The organism is Bathymodiolus japonicus methanotrophic gill symbiont (genome assembly GCF_019721995.1).
Lineage (GTDB): Bacteria > Pseudomonadota > Gammaproteobacteria > Methylococcales > Methylomonadaceae > Methyloprofundus.
This window is the reverse complement of sequence record NZ_BLYC01000026.1, coordinates 34,015-51,822: the sequence shown is the minus strand read 5'-3', so window position 1 is coordinate 51,822 and position 17,808 is coordinate 34,015. Positions and strand designations below refer to the sequence as shown.

Below are 17,808 nucleotides of genomic sequence, written 5' to 3'. Positions count from 1 at the left end.
CTAAGCCGCTTCATTCTGCTGTTCATTAGCTAAAATACTTTCTCTATATACATTCATTGGTTTTTTATAGTCCAGGGTTTCATGAAACCGTTGATGATTATAAAACTCAATATAGTCATCAACATCTTCTATTAACGCTCTAATTGAACCATATTCATTTAAATAAATACGCTCACATTTTGCACTTCGCCAAAACCGTTCAATACAAATATTATCCGTTGCTCGTCCTTTTCCATCCATAGAAATAGTAATGCCTTTGTTTTTTAGTCGTTGGGTATGAATTTCACTGGTGTATTGACTGCCTTGATCCGTATTAAAAATTTCAGGTGTTCCGTAGAGAGAAAGCGCTTCATCTAATACATCCATAACTAAAAAAGAATCCATTGTGTTTGATATTTTATGGGCGAGCACTGCTTTTGAGTGCCAATCAATAATCGCCGCTAAATAAACCATCCCTTCTTTGGTTTTAATATAGGTTATATCTGTACTCCAAACTTGGTTAGCGTGTGATATATCAAGATCTCTAAGCTTATAAGTATATTTTTTATGTTCTTTTATGGGGATCGTTGTATTGACTTGTTTTACCGCTAATACGGCTTTCAAGCCCATCTGCTGCCGATAACTCGCCACCGTGTTTAAACTGACTTTAAAACCACCTTCAAGCAACTGCTGGTGTACTTTAGCCGCACCATAAATAGGGATGTCTTTAAAAATGTGATTAATCTGAGTTTTGATCTCTTCTTTCTTTTTATTCTCTCTTTTTTTGTAATAGAGATTGCTTCTATTTAATCCTAATAATGCACACTGCTGTGTTAGAGGTAGAGTGTTAAGCTTGGGCTCAATCAACTGTTTTCTATCAGATGAGTCCAAGCTTTTTAGCTTTTTTTCGAGCCACTCCTTTTCAACCGTCATTTTTCCTACGATTTTTGTGAGCATCTCATTTTGTTCTTGAGCTGCTAATAGATCCTCTTTGTAATCTTTAACGGCTTTGGAGGGCTCCATTGCTATTTCTGCATTGTCTAAGAATATTTTTTTCCAGTTTTGTAGGTTCTTAGGTGTGATGTTATTTGCACTGGCAATTTCTTGCAGTGTTTTTTCATTCTTTAAAACTTCTAATACCAACTTGCTTTTAAATTCAGCACTGTAGACCGTTCTTTTTCTGCTCATTTAATACTCCAATTTTTTACAAAATAGTAACTAATTTGGAATAAGAGTCTACGTGCTGATTTAAAAGCAAGTTGGTATTAGAAGTTTTAAAGATGAAAAAACACTGCAAGAAATTGCCAGTGCAAATAACATCACACCTAAGAACCTACAAAACTGGAAAAAAATATTCTTAGACAATGCAGAAATAGCAATGGAGCCCTCCAAAGCCGTTAAAGATTACAAAGAGGATCTATTAGCAGCTCAAGAACAAAATGAGATGCTCACAAAAATCGTAGGAAAAATGACGGTTGAAAAGGAGTGGCTCGAAAAAAAGCTAAAAAGCTTGGACTCATCTGATAGAAAACAGTTGATTGAGCCCAAGCTTAACACTCTACCTCTAACACAGCAGTGTGCATTATTAGGATTAAATAGAAGCAATCTCTATTACAAAAAAAGAGAGAATAAAAAGAAAGAAGAGATCAAAACTCAGATTAATCACATTTTTAAAGACATCCCTATTTATGGTGCGGCTAAAGTACACCAGCAGTTGCTTGAAGGTGGTTTTAAAGTCAGTTTAAACACGGTGGCGAGTTATCGGCAGCAGATGGGCTTGAAAGCCGTATTAGCGGTAAAACAAGTCAATACAACGATCCCCATAAAAGAACATAAAAAATATACTTATAAGCTTAGAGATCTTGATATATCACACGCTAACCAAGTTTGGAGTACAGATATAACCTATATTAAAACCAAAGAAGGGATGGTTTATTTAGCGGCGATTATTGATTGGCACTCAAAAGCAGTGCTCGCCCATAAAATATCAAACACAATGGATTCTTTTTTAGTTATGGATGTATTAGATGAAGCGCTTTCTCTCTACGGAACACCTGAAATTTTTAATACGGATCAAGGCAGTCAATACACCAGTGAAATTCATACCCAACGACTAAAAAACAAAGGCATTACTATTTCTATGGATGGAAAAGGACGAGCAACGGATAATATTTGTATTGAACGGTTTTGGCGAAGTGCAAAATGTGAGCGTATTTATTTAAATGAATATGGTTCAATTAGAGCGTTAATAGAAGATGTTGATGACTATATTGAGTTTTATAATCATCAACGGTTTCATGAAACCCTGGACTATAAAAAACCAATGAATGTATATAGAGAAAGTATTTTAGCTAATGAACAGCAGAATGAAGCGGTGATATGTAAGCTTATGCAGAGAAGTAAGGCGTTAAATACGCCTGCTGACTGGCTAGTAAGAGCCAGGCATAACCGTAAATTATCAGCGGATGAAACACTGTGGGATAGCGTCGATAAGCAAGAGGTTATGAGTCGCGTTAGTTTTATTAAGCCACGAAAAAAAGGCGAAAAATCGCGACAAGTTCAGCAAGAAATTAAAGTGTTACGCTGCACTTTCCCCGTAAAAGGGAAAGAAGGTATTGAAGTAACTTTGGTTCAGGCAAAAGAAATCAACCCGCCTAAAGGGAAGTCACCGCTCATATGGCGCTTATTAAGCAATCGAAGGGTAGAAAGTGAAGATCAAGCCTGTGAGTTGATTGACTGGTATCGCTGTCGCTGGGAAATAGAAATGTTTTTTGATATTTTGAAAGTGGGCTGCAAGGTTGAAAAGCTTCAATTATCCAGTAAAGAGCGCATTGAAAAAGCCTTAGTCATGGCCATGGTTATTGCTTGGCGGGTGATGTATCTTATGCGCTTAGGTCGCATCTGTCCTGACTTGCCTGCTGAATTAATCTTTGATCCTTTAGAATGGAAATCATCTTATGGTTTATTGGACAAAAAGATACCCAAAAAAGTGCCTACACTGAATGCCGTGTTAAGAAATTTAGCGACATTGGGTGGTTTTTTAGGGCGTAAATCAGATGGTGACCCTGGTGCGAAAAGTATTTGGATCGGTTTTCAGAGGATTCAGGACTGCGTATATGGTATTCAAATGGCCAGAAAGCTAAAAGGCGTATTTTAGGACTTGTGTGTAAGGAGGTGGTTTCAACGGCTTGTTTGGCTAGGTCTAGTAATTTTTTTGATTCGGTTTTAAGTTTAAAGGAAGCCTTTATTTTTTGTTCTATTTGGATTTGCAAGTCTAAATCTATAATAGGAATAAGTACTTCTTCTATCTTTGAAGGTTTCCAATGTTTAATTATTGATCCACCAGCATCTCGTTCGCTTTGCATTTGTACAACTAAACTATTTAAAACCAGTGTTAAATATTCAGGGCGTACATCATCATTTTTTAGTGTTAAATGCAGTAACGCGCCTGATGTAATAATATTAGTTTCATCTTTAACCGTATAAGCAATACCTACCGTATAAAGAGTATTTTTTTGCTTACCCTGAAGATTTTGGTTTGTCGGCTGTTGAGTGGGAGAGCGATGCTTTAAAAACACGCGCCCGACATCCAGCGTTTGAAATTATTTTTGTTTATTGTGAAGAAGATGGGTCATTAGATATTTATGCGCCTAAAAATACCAAAGCTGTACCTGAGTTGCAGAGAATATTTGCTAGAACAATTCTTAATTTAGAAACGCTCAGTAACGGTAGGATAGATAAGAGGGTTTATGATTTAGATCCTTTGGGGGATGCTGAATTTACCTTTCAAATTGCGCCTGAATCGGGTATTGAGCAGATAACGGTCACTCAGTTACGGCTTACATTAAAGCATGGTAGTAAACGGCGTATTTCTTTAGAAGCAGATACTAAAAATAATCCTCAAGCGGTTTATGTCTTATTGGAAGAGCTGAATCCACCCGCTTATTTTGTGACTCAAACCCGTGTAAAGGTTATTTTTGAACCCACAGTAGGCAGGCGCACCAAGACACGCACCTTTAATATTACTTACCCTAATTCCTGTGCGCTAGGGCATGATGGCGATGATTTAAAAATTCGTGAGATATTGGAGAAGTCGGGTATTGAGCCGCAACCCTAATAGCCAATATTCGTTATGACATTTAATGATGTTTTACTGGAGTTATTAGCGCACCTACGCGCAGAAAATAAGCCAATTATCATTAGCTGGAATACTATTCAAAATTGGCCTGATGGAACATTAGAGTTGCTCTTAAAAGTAGGGCTTCTTATACGTACTTCTGCGACTCAGTCTATTGAGTGTCATGCGTGTGAGAATCGTTGTTTTATGGATATTATCACGCTTATTCATGATGATCCTGCTTTAAGTTGCGCATTTATTGTTTGCGATGATGCTGAGATGCAAAGCCAAATGGGGCGGGTGCAGATTCCTTTGGTGCAGTTACAGCAATGGCAAGCCGATGTTAATCGGCTGTCTAAGGTAATTGCGGGATTGTTAGGGTTAAAAGATAAAATTACCTTCACAGTCAACCAACCTGTGATTAAGTTGGGTATGCTAAAAACGGCTAGAGGTCGGCGCTGGGTGACTTTGAATAGTTTAGATTTCTCGCTGGAAGTCAATCAGCATACTGTTCCTGTTGAAGAGGTTTTATATTTTGAGGGAGAACAGCTTTTTATTGACCAAGATGCTATTGATGATTTGCTCAATCGTGAGCCATTAAGGCAAGGTAAAAGCTATATCCCATTAACTAATAAGCGTGAAGCTCGTAAGCTTGAAACTCAAACGATGTATCAGGACTGGCAAGATGCGTATGTACAGCTTAAAAAACAGAACCCTACTAAATCTAATAAGTGGTGTTCACTTCAAATCGCTAAAATGGATATTGCCAACGCTAGGGACGCTGAAACTATTCGTAAAAACATGGTTAAGTAACAAAGTTGGGCGGAATTTTTGCGCCCAAAATATGAGTTATTAAGTTGTTGTTTTATTTGTAGTATTTATTTTATCTCAATAATTCTATTCTAAATTCAGTTCCCTTGCCTTAACTCAAAGCTATCTTGAAAATCTATATCTTATTGTTTTGTAATCAATATCCCAATTGAGTATTGGGCGGTAACTGGAATTTTATCGCCCAAATCGCCCAGATATTCTCTCTTTTCCATTAATCGTTTAAGAGAGCCAAACATGTCACACAAAATAGTAAGACTTCCCATTGTTAAAGATAAATCAGGTTTATCACGTAGCACTATCTATTTACGCATTTCTAAAAATGAATTTCCTGCTCCTATTTCTCTAGGAGGCAGGGCTGTTGGCTGGATAGAAGAGGAGGTAGATGATTGGGTAGCGGAGAAAATAAAAGCTAGTCGTTGTGAAAAGTAATGGCTAAGCGTCTTAATCCTAATCTGGCAAAAATCCATCGTAATTATACGGTGGAGGAGGTCGCTAATTTATTTTCTGTCCATAAAAACACGGTGCGTTTATGGGTTAAAGAAGGGTTAGAAACTAATGATAATAAACGTCCTATGTTAATTCTTGGTTCTGAATTAAAAATTTATTTACAGGAAAAAAGAAAGAGCAATAAGCGGAAATGTCAGCCGTTTGAAATTTATTGTGTACGTTGTCGAGTGCCTAAGATTCCTGCTGAAAATATGGTTGACTATGAGCCGATAAATCACCAACTTGGGCGTTTAATTGGTCTCTGTCCATCGTGCGGTGGGATTATCAATAAATACTTCAATATCGCCACATTAGAGCAAATTCAGGATAAATTAGACATCACATTACCGAAGGCACTAAAACACATAAACGAGAGTGTTAAACCCCTCTTAAACAGTGACTTTAAAAAGTGAGTTAAAACGATGATAAAACACAATGCAAATAATGAGCGTATTAAGCGTCAATATTTTATATTTCTTAAAGAAGCTAAGCGACAAAATGAGGCTTCAGTTGATGCGGTCGCTAAGGCAGTTAGTCGCTTTGAGTCTTATACAAAATACCGTGATTTTAAGACATTTCATTTTGAGCAGGCGGTAGGATTTAAAAAACATCTTGCCCAGCAAAAAAATCAGCAAACAGGTAAGGAATTAAGTAAGGCAACACTAAATTCTACCTTGAGGCAGTTGAAAACTTTTTTTCAGTGGTTAGCTATGCAAGCAGGGTATAAGTCGCGTATTAATTATACTGATACGGAATATTTTAATTTATCAGAAAAAGAAGTTCGTATTGCAACGGCGCGTAGGGAAACGCCAGTTCCTACAATGGAACAAATTAGGCATGTTATTGAGACTATGCCAAATAATTCAGATATAGAGCGACGCAATCGTAGCCTTATTGCTTTTGGTATTTTAACAGGTGCTAGGGATAGTGCTATTGCTTCTATGAAATTAAAGCATGTTGATATTATAGGTAATAGTGTATTTCAGGATGCGCGAGAGGTGAAAACTAAATTCAGTAAGACTTTTACAACGTTCTTTTTTCCTGTTGGGGATGATATTCAGAAAATTGTAATTGATTGGGTGCATTATCTCAGAGAGGAGTTGCTTTGGGGGAACGATGATCCCTTGTTTCCTAAAACCAATGTGATTACAGGTGATGATAGAACCTTTAAAGCATCGGGGTTTAAAAAAGAGCACTGGAGTACTGCTTCCCCTATACGCACAATTTTTCGTGATGCTTTTGAATCATCTGATTTACCTTATTTTAATCCGCATAGTTTTCGTAAAACTCTGGTTACTCTTGGCCAAAAGCTTTGCCAAACACCTGAAGAGTTTAAATCCTGGAGCCAGAATTTAGGGCATGAAGATGTTTTAACAACCTTATATAGCTATGGTGAAGTACAGCAACATCGGCAGGGGGAAATTTTTCAGCAATTAAAGGCTCCCCGCGTATCTGCTAATATTAACCCTAATGCTGATGATATTGCACAAGCTGTTATTAAAGCGTTGGCAGGTCAAGCAGAGGCTAATTTAGGTGATGTGGCATAATCGACTATTTTAAGTCCTTTTTTTCCCGCCAAACTCATATTGCCCGTGGCAGCTTTATCAATATAATCACTCCACCAAATCATAACAGGCTTTCTGCGCTCAAGGTAGTTGGCTCTGTTATAAGCGTTACGTACTTCGTTCTTGCCAGTATGGGCTAATGCGGCTTCAATTACATCAGCATCAAAACCTTCTTCATTAAGTACGGTGCTGGCTAGTGATCTTAGTCCATGTGCGACTAATTGTTTGTCAAATCCCATTCGTTTTAGTGCCATATTGGCAGTTTGGGCGTTGGTGTGTGTTCTTGGATTTCTATCTGAGGGAAAAATGAATTCACTACGAGAGCTAATAGGGTGCATAACGTCTAGTAATTCTAAACATTGCGGGGTTAGTGGGATAGTATGTGCCTTCTTTTGTTTCATACGCTCTATGGGGATATTCCAAAGCCCATTTTCAAAATCAATTTCATCCCAGCGTGTGCCAGCTGCTTCACTGGGTCTAACCATTGTACGTAATTGCCACTCAATAAGGCATCGTGTTGTTAATTTGATACTTGCTTGAGATATTGTTTTCATTAGCAAGGGGAGTTGCTCAGGTTTCAGGGTCGGTAAATGCTGTTTTGTGGGTAACTGAAAGGCTTTGCTTATACCCGTTAGTGGGTTACTTGAAATAATGCCTGTATTGACAGCGTAAACCATTATTTCATTGAGTCGTTGGCAGAGGCGTTTTATCGTTTCTAAACTACCTTTGGCGGCAATAGGTTCAAGGATTTCAATGGTTTTTATCGCAGTAATTTTATGTATAGGTATTTTGCCTAATTCTGGGAATATATGAAGTTCTAGTGAACGCCAAGTATCTGTTGCATGATTTTGAGTGACAGTTGTTTTTTTTACAGCTAGCCATTTTTCGGCGATATGTTCCAGTGTATTGTTATGGGCTATATCATTTAAACGGTTGGCATCTTCGCGGTGTTCTTTTGGGTCAATCTCTTTTGCGAGTAATTCTCTTGCTGTGGCGCGTTTGTTTCTTGCATCTGCTAACGATATGGCGGGATATGAGCCAAAGCTTAAAGAGGTACGTTTTTTTGTGTAGGGTCTAAAGTAGTTAAATATCCATAATTTAGATCCGTTGGGTTTTACTCTGAGAGCAAGCCCATCACCATCAACTAAATTAAATTCCTTTTCTTTGGGTTTTGCTTGTTTTACTTCTGTATTGGTAAGTGGTTTAGTAACTCTAGCCATTTTAGTAACACCGCATCTAATGAAGTTAAGGTGATGTTACTATGGATGTTACTAAAAAGCTAAGATTTTATGAAACCTTATAGGACTCTATAGGCAATAAAAAACCCGATAACCTAGGATTAACAAGGTGTATCGGGTCTTTTGTGAATCTTGTAAAACATTGTGTTGGTGGAGACGGGGGGAATTGAACCCCCGTCCGCGAGCACTCCGCCTTTGGATCTACATGTTTATTCCGCACTTTGATTTAACTAAAAGCTACCCGTCGAACCAAGATACTTTTAGCGATTTCGATTAGGTTTAGCGAGTCAGAACTCCGAACAAAGGTCTTAACGCGATCTTATGTAAAGTGACTCCTGGATGCCCCGAAAGACTCTACACGCATAAGCACATGTAGCCAAGAGAATGGTGCTGGGTTTAAGCAGCTAAAGCCATTGAGTAGTTTTCGTCATTTGCGAATACTTTAAGTTCAGTAGATTTTACGAGGTGTACTGTCCTCGACATGCACCTAAGGTTTTGCTACCCACGTCGAAGCCAGGTCGTCCCCTTTGGAGTTTTATTATAATAGATTTTTAATGGTAAATATGCTTTTTTTATTTAAAGTGTTAACTGGTTGGCATTTTTCAATGCTGTAGCTTTTCAGTGTACGCTAGTATTTGGTTTTATGCGCTTGGGTGGGGGAGGGCTTTTTTTTAAAAGTCATAATGGAGTTAATTTGAAGAATGGCAAAAGTATTAGTGTTTGGCTATGGAAATCCAAGCCGTGGTGACGATGCTATAGGGACTTTAATGATTGAGTATAAGGTGCGCCATGCTACCTCACGAAATTCTGGGACTCCTGTCGCCATAATTCGTTCACCTACGCAGCGGATGGGAGATGCCCTGAACGCCCTGCGTCCGCAACGACTACGCACAAAAGCCGCTTCGTCATTACTACCTCACTGGCTGGACGGCTATTCGGAATGCAATTCTTGCTCCTCTCGCGTGCTGCTAGCACACGTCGAATCAGCGAATTGCCCTGTCGCCTATCAGGGACTAAAAATCACCACTTCGCTAAGCTCCGTTTCCATGATTTTCAGCGATTGAACAAAACTATCAGTTCGATGGGCTGGAACTAACCCCCCGTGTCAGGATAGTTTTCGCCTTATTTGAAAAATAATAACTCAAACAAGGGGCGGAAAAATAAAACCATGATAACTCAATACCCAAAAGAAAGAAAGATGCCATCATTAACAAAACTGAAGTTTCCCAATAATTATTTATGGTAAAATTGAAACTATGCTACAACTATATGAAAAAAATAGTCTTTTCATTCGTTTCAAATGCTATTGCCTAAGGGGAATTAAGTGGGGGTTTGCTATAAACATCATCAGTGTTCCCCTATCAATTGATGCCGTGAAACTAACCTCGCCACAAGAGAGCTCATAAAGCACTGTAAAGACATTCCTGTTATTATTGCGTTTTGAACTGCCCGAATGGTATACGAGCTGATACGAGATATTCTTGCCTGGAAAAATAATGGATTCACAAAACGATCTCGTTTTTGAGCCTGTTGCTGCCTTATCTCCAGAGCCTCGCTATATTTTTTATCCGATGGATGAATCAATTCTGGCTGTTGTGTTTTTGAAATCTCTTCAAACACGCGCATTAAATTATAGCTCATTGCAGTCAGGCGCATTTGATCTTCAAGTGAGCGGGTATTGGAAGACCAAGCTTTAGTTTCCTTGAAATTACTTTTACTCGATGTTCAAGTTTTTCCATCCCATTGCCATCAAACTCTTACCTTCACCCAGCAGAACAATACTTTAATGATGGTGTTGGCTCTAAGCGCCCTAAATCTCTGCCAATCATATGTTTTCCTGATGGCATCAGCTGAAACACATCCTTTATTAATTCACCTAACTCTTTCAGCTTATCACCAGGATCTGGAAACTCTAGCAATGACGTGATGAACTCAAGCAGTACATCCACTTGAGACTTGCGCTGTAAGCTTCCTACGGTATACGCAGGTAGTTTGCTTTCAATGCGGGCTATTTGCTCTGGGTGAAGGAGAAGGCAATGGTCAAACAAAAGACTCAGAATCAGGCCACGGCTTGATCCCTCTTCATCTAATTGTTTGGCCTCACGCCCCCATCCTTCATAAAGCTTCCAGTCCTCAAAGAAAACCTCAATCAGCCATCTCAACGTATAGGCTTGAATAATATCTTGTGTGCGCCAAGTCAGGTCTGTCGCCACTAAATAGCGATAGTCGTTTTCACCGTCATATTTTAAGGCAATGACAAAGCGCTTTTTACTGTGAGAACTCACCTTTAATCGTGCACTGCTGACAGTCACTTTAATCTCTTTGCCGCCACGTACACGTATTATCTGATCAATGCCTTTGTTAATCGAATTAAAGTAGCTCTCGACTGACCTTATTCTACCTCTATATTCAATTTTTTGGTTTTTACGTAATTGGCTAATCACCTGCGAGCCTCCAGATTCTTTAGCGGCTTCGTCCATAAAGGCTTTTTCACCATACAGCGCATCAGCCAGTACGCCTTTAATTTTAATCAGGCTATGCGCAACTTTAAACTCTTTTAATAAGCCTAATGCAATCTCTGTTTTGGTCGGGTAGGCACTGTCACGTTCAGGCTTAATAGGCCGATCTTTTTTTGCTATACCGCTCTTTTTCAACCGTTTATCTTCTTTATCCCACTGCTTTAAGGCTGGATCCGGCATATAAAAGAAAAAACCGACAGGCACTGTAATGGATGAGGTAACTAGCAGCAATAATACTATCGTTTGTCCATTAACATACCCGCCGGAGCCTTTGTGTTTCTGCTTGTAAACCTTATAAATACGTTTTGTAGACTTAGATCGTGCTCGGTCTGATTCATCAAAGGCCAACACACCAAACAAGTGCCCAACCAAGCGGCTTGAATCCGTGTCAAAGCGGCTCCGGGTTTTAGCTGATTGAGCGCATCATTTAAATCGTCAATATAGCTTTGGATAAAGGTGGCTGGGGCATTCATTAACATGGGCTTACACCGATAAAATTACAACAACCTCAGAATACCTGATTTTACCTTCTCAATATCAAAAACTTGAACATCGAGTTTTAGTGTTATTGAATGTCTTTTCAATCGTCCATCGCTTGAAATACAGCATGGCAATGGTTCCAGGGTTAATAGTCATTGGCAAGGTTGTCACAAACCGGTGAAGTTTTCCGGTTTCTGGATCACGGTAATCCACCACGTTAAATTTGATGCCCTTGTTTTCGTACACACTGTATGCTTCAACCCCTGTATTGATCTCATGGCGGGAGTCAAAAGGGATAGACTCAACCAGAGTCGCAATTGAATTTTCTTTGTAACTACTCAGCGTAATTTAAACTCATAACAGATTGATTTAAAATAATAATTAATGTATCTCTCTGAATTTTAGTCCAATTTTCACCCCTTTTTAAAGGTGAAAATGACTAAAGTCAGGTTAAATTAAAATATATTCATTTGATTTTAAAGTTAAAAAACACGCTGAGTAGTTACTTTTCTTTTAGCATTGAAATCATGTAATTAGCATGTCGTTTCTGCCGATCCCACCAGACAAAGTCGGTGACGGCTTTATCGTAGACATAGAGATGTCTCTGAGAGCTGTTATTTCCCTTGTTTTGCTTTTCAATATGATTTCGTAACACAGGTATTTCTTGATGTCTCTGAGTTCCGTTTGTCACCAGACAAAGAAATCTGAGCAACCCACTTCTGAGATTCAACGCGTAAATCCCCCCGGCCGCATAAACTTTCCCCTTGCTGTTTTTTTCAGTATGGCGGGCATGATCAATAAAATGTCCATCCGCTGCTTCTATGGTGTATTCGTCAAGTTCCGGGAATGCTTTAACCTATCTTCGTCACTTTTATCTCTTCCGCTGGAAATCATGGAAACGGAGCTTAGCGAAGTGGTGATTTTTAGTCCCTGATAGGCGACAGGGCAATTCGCTGATTCGACGTGTGCTAGCAGCACGCGAGAGGAGCAAGAATTGCATTCCGAATAGCCGTCCAGCCAGTGAGGTAGTAATGACGAAGCGGCTTTTGTGCGTAGTCGTTGCGGACGCAGGGCGTTCAGGGCATCTCCCATCCGCTGCGTAGGTGAACGAATTATGGCGACAGGAGTCCCGGAATTTCGTGAGGTAGCATGGCGCGCCTGTCTTTGGCGTTGCCTTGATACGTTGTTTGGGTTTGAGATCAAGAATAAGCGCTTTTACACTTTCATGGCTTCTTCAACTTTGCCGTGGGCTGGGCTGTGGAAAACTATCTGGGAGCTGATTCCGTCTCCTGAAACAGATGGGCGCATATTGGTTGCACTGGATGACTCCATTATCACTAAAGTAGGCAAAAATATCTTCGGCTGTGAAGCCATTTTTGACCACGCGGCCAAATCGAATCAAAGCAAATATCCATGGGCACAAAATATTGTGTCGGTAGGGTTGCTGAAACAGGTCAAAGGTCGCTGGGCGTGCTTATTTTTAGATTTCCGATTTTATCTGCCCTTAAAAACAATTCAGGCAAAAAAAGAAACCGCCACGATAAGAGGGGAAGTAGTTCCTTTCCAGACCAAGATGACTCAGGCGGCTCAAATGCTGATTGCAATTGCAGAACATTTTTCCACCGCTCCGATATTGACAGTCACTGATAGCTGGTTTGGCAACAATGGCCTATGGAAGCCGGTTTACAAAGCTATCGGAAGCCGGTTTAATATTCTCTCTAGGTTAAGGTGCAATAATGTACTGTACGATCGTCCAGAAAAAAGAAAACCCAAGCAGAGGGGGCGGAATAAAAAGTACGGGCAGCGTCTGAGGTCAGCCACAGACATGGCAAAAACAGTACAACAAAAGGCCCGATCGTATACCGTGAATCTCTATGGAAAACAGCGTGAAGTCAGGGCTTATAGTCGCGTTGTCATGCTGACAACATTGAAACGACCCGTTCAGGTTGTCTGGGTGTTTCGTCGCACACAGTGGATTGCTTTGTTTACGACCGATCTAAGTTTATCCGTCACACAGATTATTGAGTATTATGGTGCGCGATGGAAAATCGAATCCGAGTTCAAAGAGCTCAAGCAAGACATAGGGAGTCAGAAAAGTCAGTGTCGAAATGCGCAGGCAGTGACCAACCATTTGAACTTCTGTATGATGGCAACAACGCTGACGTGGATTTACGCGGATCGTTTAAAAACCGATCCGGAACGTCGGCACAAAGTGAAGGGGCGAGCCAGTTTCGCATTTTCAGATATCCGCCGCATCATTGCCGAAGCGGCTTTGGATCCGGATTTTGAAAGGGTTTGCCCCAAATACAGCAGCTCCCCTGTAAATTCGGTGGTAGCCGTTTTATTACGAATGGTTGCTTGATGAATTTCTAAGAAACTTCAGTTTTATATGTGCAGAGCAGCAAAATAAATTTGTCCGTATAATATTGCCTAACTGAAGTTTCCCAATTATTGAGTAGCTGAAATACACAATGCTGGTGTATCGAGGTTTATTTTAGGTGGTTTTGCCATGTTTATAGCAAACCCCTACGTAATTCCCCTTAGGCAATAGCATTTGAAACGAATGAAAAGACTATTTTTTTCATATAGTTGTAGCATAGTTTCAATTTTACCATAAATAATTATTGGGAAACTTCAGTTGCCTAATAATCCTGAGAAATACTTAAACGCGGAATCAATAGCTTGTTAGTTGTCGCGTACGATCGAATTTCTTGGGATAATCTAGTGAACTAACTTTAGGCTACCCAAAAACGACTATGAGTATGCGTTCTGCAAATATAATGGATAAATTTTTTTATTGGTGGAGTACGCGTGTGCTTCGCTTTGCATGGCTGTTGATTGTTTTTTTTGTGCTCTTATGTGCGACCAGCCTGCATTACACGATAAATAATTTAGGCGTTAATACCGATACATCCACGCTGCTATCCCAGGATTTGCCCTTTCAGAAAAACCGCATACGCTGGGAGAATGCGTTTCCGCAAGATGCTGCAACTATTCTTTTCGTTGTGGAATCACCTACCGCAGAGCAGACGAGCATGGCGGCAAATACCCTGGCGACGCGTATTGCTGCGAATCAGCAGTTGTTTGAGTATGTATATATCCCTGATGATAATGCTTTCCTAAAGCAGCAAGGCTTTCTTTATCTGACTCCCGAAAAACTAGAAGATTTATCAGCTAAATTGATTGATGCTCAGCCTTTTATTGGCTATTTATCGCAAAACTATCACCTGCAAGGCTTACTGGAAATACTGGGCAAGGCTTTAGATAATACGGATGATAATTTGCCGATGAATCTGGATCCTTTACTGGAAGGAATAGAACAGTCTTTAGTCGCTGTGCAGCTTGAACAGCCTTTTGCTTTATCCTGGCAGAAATTACTGGACTTTAATCAAGCTAGTGATAGAAATACCTTGCGCAGTATAGTCAGTGCGCGTCCAATTGCTGACTTTAATAGTATGAAGCCGGTAGAAAAATCATTGAATTTTGCACGCGAAATAGCACGCGAGATCCAGGCAAAAGACCCGCAAGTCAGTATTCGCATAACCGGAAAAAAGGCACTCGAAGAGGATGAAATGCGAGTGCTTGCAGAAGATACTGTCTATTCGGGATTACTTGCACTGTCGCTAATTATCATCGTGCTATTTATTGGCTTGCGCTCGGTTAAGCTGGTCTTATGTACCTTGATCGTGCTGATTATGGGCTTAATTCTAACAGCGGGATTTGCTACGATTTCGGTAGGGCATCTGAATGTATTATCTGTTGCGTTTGCGATACTCTATATTGGTCTGGGTGTCGATTTTGCAATACATATCTGTTTAACCTTTCGAGAATGCTGGGAAAACAATATGTCCAGCGAAGATGCGATAAAAAAGAGCATTATCATGCTGGGCTTTTCGCTGTTTCTATGTGCACTAACGACATCGATTGGTTTTTTTGCCCTTATACCGACAGATTATGAAGGCGTGTCTGAGCTGGGGTTAATTTCCGGTGGGGGGATGTTTATAGGTCTGCTTGTGTCATTAACCTTATTACCTGCCTTACTGAAGGTATTTTCAATTAAGCAGCTAAGGCATCAGCAGGTAACAAGCCTGCCCGACTGGGTGAGTAGCTTTCCATTTCGTCATGCACGAAAAATTCGCTATGCATCTATTTTCCTGGCTATTTCCGCGTTATTTTCATTGCACTATGTTTATCTGGACTCAAACCCGGTAAATCTTAGAGACCCTAATAGTGAATCTGTGGTCGCTTTTAAAGATCTATTGAAGTCGAAAACCCGCTCTCCTTTTGTACTGATTGCATTAAGTGACTCATTAGCAAATGCAGAAAAATTAGCGAGTGAAATTCAGGCACTTGATACAGTCAATAAAACCATTACGTTGCAAAGCTTTGTTGCCAAGGATCAGCAGGAAAAGCTGGAAATCATAGAGGATTTAAGTCTGGTGATGGGGCCAGAATCAAATAGCTTTGATCGTCCACTAGAAGCCGCAGACTCACGTCAGGCATTGCTGGAGCTGCAAACAAAGATTGGCACCGCACTTGCGCATCCTACAGGTAAAGCATCTGTAGAGTTACTAGAAAAATTACACCGACATATTACCGAGTTTATTGTGTTTGCCGATGGTGGTGAATTATCCTCAGCTAAATACCAGCAATTTGATGCGAGCGTGTTGGGCTTATTCCCATATACCATGCAGCGATTAAATACTGGTCTACAAGCGTATGAATTTGGTTTGGATGATATTCCAGACTATATAAGTAGCAACTGGCTAAGCCCATCAGGTGTGTATAAAATTATTATTGACCCTAAATATGACTTGAACAAAGCTGAAAACCTGAAGGCTTTTGCTATTGAAGTACAGAGTATAGATGATTCTGTAACCGGGCTTCCTGTTTCTGGTCTAGCTGCCGGAGATGTGATAGCTGAAGTGTTTATTCAGTCATTTACTACGGCAATCCTGGTTATTTTTCTGGTTTTACTTATTATTCTGAAAAGCTTTCGCAATACCCTATTAGTTATCTGGCCCCTAATTCTTGCGGGCTTGCTAACCGCCGCAACTAATGTGCTGCTGGATAATCCATTTAATTTCGCCAATATTATTGCTTTGCCATTATTGATGGGTATGGGGGTTGATAGCGGGATTCATATTATGCATCGCTTGCATGCAGGTTTAGGCCCCAGTGAGCACTTACTGCAAACCAGTACGGCGAGAGGGGTGTTCTTTAGTTCCTTGACCACACTGCTTAGCTTTACCAGTCTGGCATTTACTAATCACCAAGGGATTGCAAGCATGGGACTGTTGCTAGCTATAGGTATTTCTTTTACCCTGATTTGTACACTAGTTGTCTTGCCTGCCTTTAGCGTTAGACGAGTACCGCTTTAGCGGCATTGAGAGTAAGTCTTATGAGTAAAAATAACCCCTATCAGCACCCTGTTAATATTATCTGCCTGGAGAGAATCAGTTGAAAATCGTTTTTGTTGCAGATAATGTAGATGGAGAAAAATCAGGTGGTGTGGTTTCAACTAGGCGGTTTATTGATTACTTTAAAAAAACAGATGATTTAACCGTTGCTAGTACCGGTAAAGCGGAAAAGAATAAAGTTGTTTTTCCTGCTTTTTATGTGCCATTTGCCAAGCAGCAGATGCAGGAAATGGACTTTTTATTTGCCTGGCCAAATAATAAAAAACTTGCTGCGGTGATTAAAGATGCAGATTTAGTGCATATACAGTTCCCGTTTTTCCTCGGCTATCAGGCGTTAAAGATCGCGCGCAAGATGCATAAGCCGGTGGTTTTTGGCTTTCATGTGCAGCCGGAAAATCTGATGTGGAATATAGGTCTGGATTACGAATGGCTGAATGCTTTTTTGTATCGTTTTTTTATAAAGACTTTTTATAATAAGGCAGACCTGGTGATGTCACCTAGTGTTTTTGGCAGACAGATGCTGGAGAAATTTTCTATCCAGGTGCCGGTAGAAATTATATCTAATGGCCTGCCAGAGCATTTTCGCCCCAGAGAGTGCGTTAGAGAGGCCGAATTTGCGGATAAGTTTGTTATTTTAATGGTTGGTCGACTAGCAAAGGAAAAGCGCCATGAATTAGTGATGCAAGCGATTAAGCAATCCAGGTTTAAAGATAAAATTCAGCTAGTAGTTACGGGGCAGGGGGCTTTGCGAGCAGAGTTGATCGATTTGGGTAATACTTTGCCTAATCCTGCTTTTTTTGAATACGTCAGCCAGGAAAAGTTGATTTCGCTGTTTAATACTGCTGACTTATTTATTCATGCCTCAGAGATAGAGTTAGAAGGTATGGCTGTTTTAGAAGCGATAGGTTGTGGCTTGCCAGCTTTGATTTCAGATGCCGAGCACAGTGCTTCAGCTCAGTTTGCATTAAATGATGACTTTTTGTTTTCTGCGGGTGATCTGGCAAACCTGATCAGTAAGCTGGACTACTGGATAGAGCATGAAGCTGAGTTAAAAGCATCAAAGCCAGCCTATCTGGAAAAAGCGCAAACCTATGCTTTTGATGCCAGCGTTCAAAAAGCTAGATCACTTTATCAAGGGCTGGTGGATAGCAGCAAAACCAATACCTGAGTATT

General features: G+C 40.1%; 19 protein-coding genes and 1 other RNA gene. 10 read left to right on the top strand and 10 right to left on the bottom strand.

Annotated elements, in window-relative coordinates:
* On the bottom strand, positions 1-1,167 hold the full coding sequence (locus K6984_RS22290; RefSeq protein ID WP_087870166.1) for an IS3 family transposase: 1,167 nt from the start codon (positions 1,165-1,167) through the stop codon (positions 1-3).
* 76 nt (positions 1,168-1,243) lie between these two features.
* Here K6984_RS22290 and K6984_RS22285 point away from each other — a divergent pair, with 76 nt between their 5' ends.
* The 6 genes from K6984_RS22285 (at position 1,244) to K6984_RS22260 (ending at position 6,960) form a co-directional block, all read left to right on the top strand.
* Positions 1,244-3,136: an IS3 family transposase gene (locus K6984_RS22285; protein ID WP_263458838.1), complete on the top strand. Its 1,893-nt coding sequence runs from the start codon at positions 1,244-1,246 to the stop codon at positions 3,134-3,136.
* A gap of 381 nt (positions 3,137-3,517) precedes the next feature.
* A complete protein-coding gene (locus tag K6984_RS22280; RefSeq protein ID WP_221897493.1) occupies positions 3,518-4,096 on the top strand; it encodes a hypothetical protein in 579 nt (192 codons plus the stop codon).
* Positions 4,097-4,111: 15 nt separating this feature from the next.
* Positions 4,112-4,909, top strand: coding sequence for a hypothetical protein (locus K6984_RS22275; protein WP_221897492.1), 798 nt, complete (start codon positions 4,112-4,114; stop codon positions 4,907-4,909).
* 252 nt (positions 4,910-5,161) lie between these two features.
* Positions 5,162-5,356, top strand: coding sequence for a helix-turn-helix transcriptional regulator (locus K6984_RS22270; protein WP_221897491.1), 195 nt, complete (start codon positions 5,162-5,164; stop codon positions 5,354-5,356).
* Complete coding sequence (locus tag K6984_RS22265) at positions 5,356-5,826, top strand: helix-turn-helix domain-containing protein (RefSeq protein ID WP_221897490.1); 471 nt, start codon at positions 5,356-5,358, stop codon at positions 5,824-5,826. Before K6984_RS22270 ends, K6984_RS22265 begins: the two co-directional genes overlap by 1 nt.
* Positions 5,827-5,835: 9 nt before the next feature.
* Positions 5,836-6,960 (top strand): tyrosine-type recombinase/integrase, encoded by a 1,125-nt coding sequence (locus tag K6984_RS22260; RefSeq protein WP_087870943.1) that lies wholly within the window; start codon positions 5,836-5,838, stop codon positions 6,958-6,960.
* Here the strand turns inward: K6984_RS22260 and K6984_RS22255 are convergent.
* The 3 genes from K6984_RS22255 to K6984_RS22245 all read right to left on the bottom strand — a co-directional run bounded on the left by K6984_RS22255 (position 6,927) and on the right by K6984_RS22245 (position 9,108).
* Entirely contained in the window at positions 6,927-8,198 is a 1,272-nt protein-coding gene (locus tag K6984_RS22255; RefSeq protein WP_087870944.1) for an integrase domain-containing protein, read from the bottom strand. The genes K6984_RS22260 and K6984_RS22255 overlap by 34 nt on opposite strands.
* 166 nt (positions 8,199-8,364) lie before the next feature.
* Positions 8,365-8,742, bottom strand: a transfer-messenger RNA (tmRNA) gene (gene ssrA / locus K6984_RS22250).
* A 198-nt stretch (positions 8,743-8,940) separates the two neighbouring features.
* Positions 8,941-9,108: a hypothetical protein gene (locus tag K6984_RS22245; RefSeq protein ID WP_221897489.1), complete on the bottom strand. Its 168-nt coding sequence runs from the start codon at positions 9,106-9,108 to the stop codon at positions 8,941-8,943.
* Between K6984_RS22245 and K6984_RS22240 the strand changes: the two genes are divergently transcribed.
* A complete protein-coding gene (locus tag K6984_RS22240; protein ID WP_147883717.1) occupies positions 9,065-9,280 on the top strand; it encodes a hypothetical protein in 216 nt (71 codons plus the stop codon). The genes K6984_RS22245 and K6984_RS22240 overlap by 44 nt on opposite strands.
* A 283-nt stretch (positions 9,281-9,563) precedes the next feature.
* Here the strand turns inward: K6984_RS22240 and K6984_RS22235 are convergent, their stop codons facing one another.
* The 6 genes from K6984_RS22235 to K6984_RS22215 form a co-directional block, all read right to left on the bottom strand.
* On the bottom strand, positions 9,564-9,872 hold the full coding sequence (locus K6984_RS22235) for a hypothetical protein (protein WP_221896422.1): 309 nt from the start codon (positions 9,870-9,872) through the stop codon (positions 9,564-9,566).
* 107 nt (positions 9,873-9,979) lie between these two features.
* On the bottom strand, positions 9,980-11,083 hold the full coding sequence (locus K6984_RS22230; RefSeq protein WP_230988242.1) for a transposase: 1,104 nt from the start codon (positions 11,081-11,083) through the stop codon (positions 9,980-9,982).
* Complete coding sequence (locus K6984_RS31550) at positions 10,972-11,214, bottom strand: hypothetical protein (RefSeq protein WP_230988241.1); 243 nt, start codon at positions 11,212-11,214, stop codon at positions 10,972-10,974. The genes K6984_RS22230 and K6984_RS31550 overlap by 112 nt, the downstream gene beginning before the upstream one ends.
* A gap of 58 nt (positions 11,215-11,272) precedes the next feature.
* On the bottom strand, positions 11,273-11,461 hold the full coding sequence (locus K6984_RS22225) for a hypothetical protein (RefSeq protein WP_221897488.1): 189 nt from the start codon (positions 11,459-11,461) through the stop codon (positions 11,273-11,275).
* A gap of 256 nt (positions 11,462-11,717) precedes the next feature.
* Complete coding sequence (locus K6984_RS22220; RefSeq protein ID WP_221897487.1) at positions 11,718-11,945, bottom strand: hypothetical protein; 228 nt, start codon at positions 11,943-11,945, stop codon at positions 11,718-11,720.
* A gap of 89 nt (positions 11,946-12,034) precedes the next feature.
* Complete coding sequence (locus K6984_RS22215; protein WP_221897486.1) at positions 12,035-12,307, bottom strand: hypothetical protein; 273 nt, start codon at positions 12,305-12,307, stop codon at positions 12,035-12,037.
* Here K6984_RS22215 and K6984_RS22210 point away from each other — a divergent pair.
* The 3 genes from K6984_RS22210 (at position 12,264) to K6984_RS22200 (ending at position 17,803) form a co-directional block, all read left to right on the top strand.
* Complete coding sequence (locus K6984_RS22210) at positions 12,264-13,577, top strand: IS701 family transposase (RefSeq protein ID WP_221897485.1); 1,314 nt, start codon at positions 12,264-12,266, stop codon at positions 13,575-13,577. The two genes, K6984_RS22215 and K6984_RS22210, sit on opposite strands and share 44 nt — an antisense overlap.
* A 400-nt stretch (positions 13,578-13,977) precedes the next feature.
* Positions 13,978-16,596: an MMPL family transporter gene (locus K6984_RS22205; protein WP_230988240.1), complete on the top strand. Its 2,619-nt coding sequence runs from the start codon at positions 13,978-13,980 to the stop codon at positions 16,594-16,596.
* A gap of 79 nt (positions 16,597-16,675) precedes the next feature.
* On the top strand, positions 16,676-17,803 hold the full coding sequence (locus K6984_RS22200; protein WP_221897483.1) for a glycosyltransferase: 1,128 nt from the start codon (positions 16,676-16,678) through the stop codon (positions 17,801-17,803).
* The last annotated feature ends 5 nt before the right edge of the window (positions 17,804-17,808 follow it).

What these genes read in the sequence shown, in the direction of transcription:
- K6984_RS22215 (WP_221897486.1), bottom strand. Translation starts at nt 12,307, where the DNA reads ATGGGAGATGCCCTGAACGCCCTGCGTCCGCAACGACTACGCACAAAA.
- K6984_RS22260 (WP_087870943.1), top strand. Translation starts at nt 5,836, where the DNA reads ATGATAAAACACAATGCAAATAATGAGCGTATTAAGCGTCAATATTTT.
- K6984_RS22205 (WP_230988240.1), top strand. Translation starts at nt 13,978, where the DNA reads ATGCGTTCTGCAAATATAATGGATAAATTTTTTTATTGGTGGAGTACG.
- K6984_RS31550 (WP_230988241.1), bottom strand. Translation starts at nt 11,214, where the DNA reads ATGTTAATGAATGCCCCAGCCACCTTTATCCAAAGCTATATTGACGAT.
- K6984_RS22235 (WP_221896422.1), bottom strand. Translation starts at nt 9,872, where the DNA reads ATGCGCCTGACTGCAATGAGCTATAATTTAATGCGCGTGTTTGAAGAG.
- K6984_RS22265 (WP_221897490.1), top strand. Translation starts at nt 5,356, where the DNA reads ATGGCTAAGCGTCTTAATCCTAATCTGGCAAAAATCCATCGTAATTAT.
- K6984_RS22255 (WP_087870944.1), bottom strand. Translation starts at nt 8,198, where the DNA reads ATGGCTAGAGTTACTAAACCACTTACCAATACAGAAGTAAAACAAGCA.
- K6984_RS22275 (WP_221897492.1), top strand. Translation starts at nt 4,112, where the DNA reads ATGACATTTAATGATGTTTTACTGGAGTTATTAGCGCACCTACGCGCA.
- K6984_RS22290 (WP_087870166.1), bottom strand. Translation starts at nt 1,167, where the DNA reads ATGAGCAGAAAAAGAACGGTCTACAGTGCTGAATTTAAAAGCAAGTTG.
- K6984_RS22270 (WP_221897491.1), top strand. Translation starts at nt 5,162, where the DNA reads ATGTCACACAAAATAGTAAGACTTCCCATTGTTAAAGATAAATCAGGT.
- K6984_RS22240 (WP_147883717.1), top strand. Translation starts at nt 9,065, where the DNA reads ATGGGAGATGCCCTGAACGCCCTGCGTCCGCAACGACTACGCACAAAA.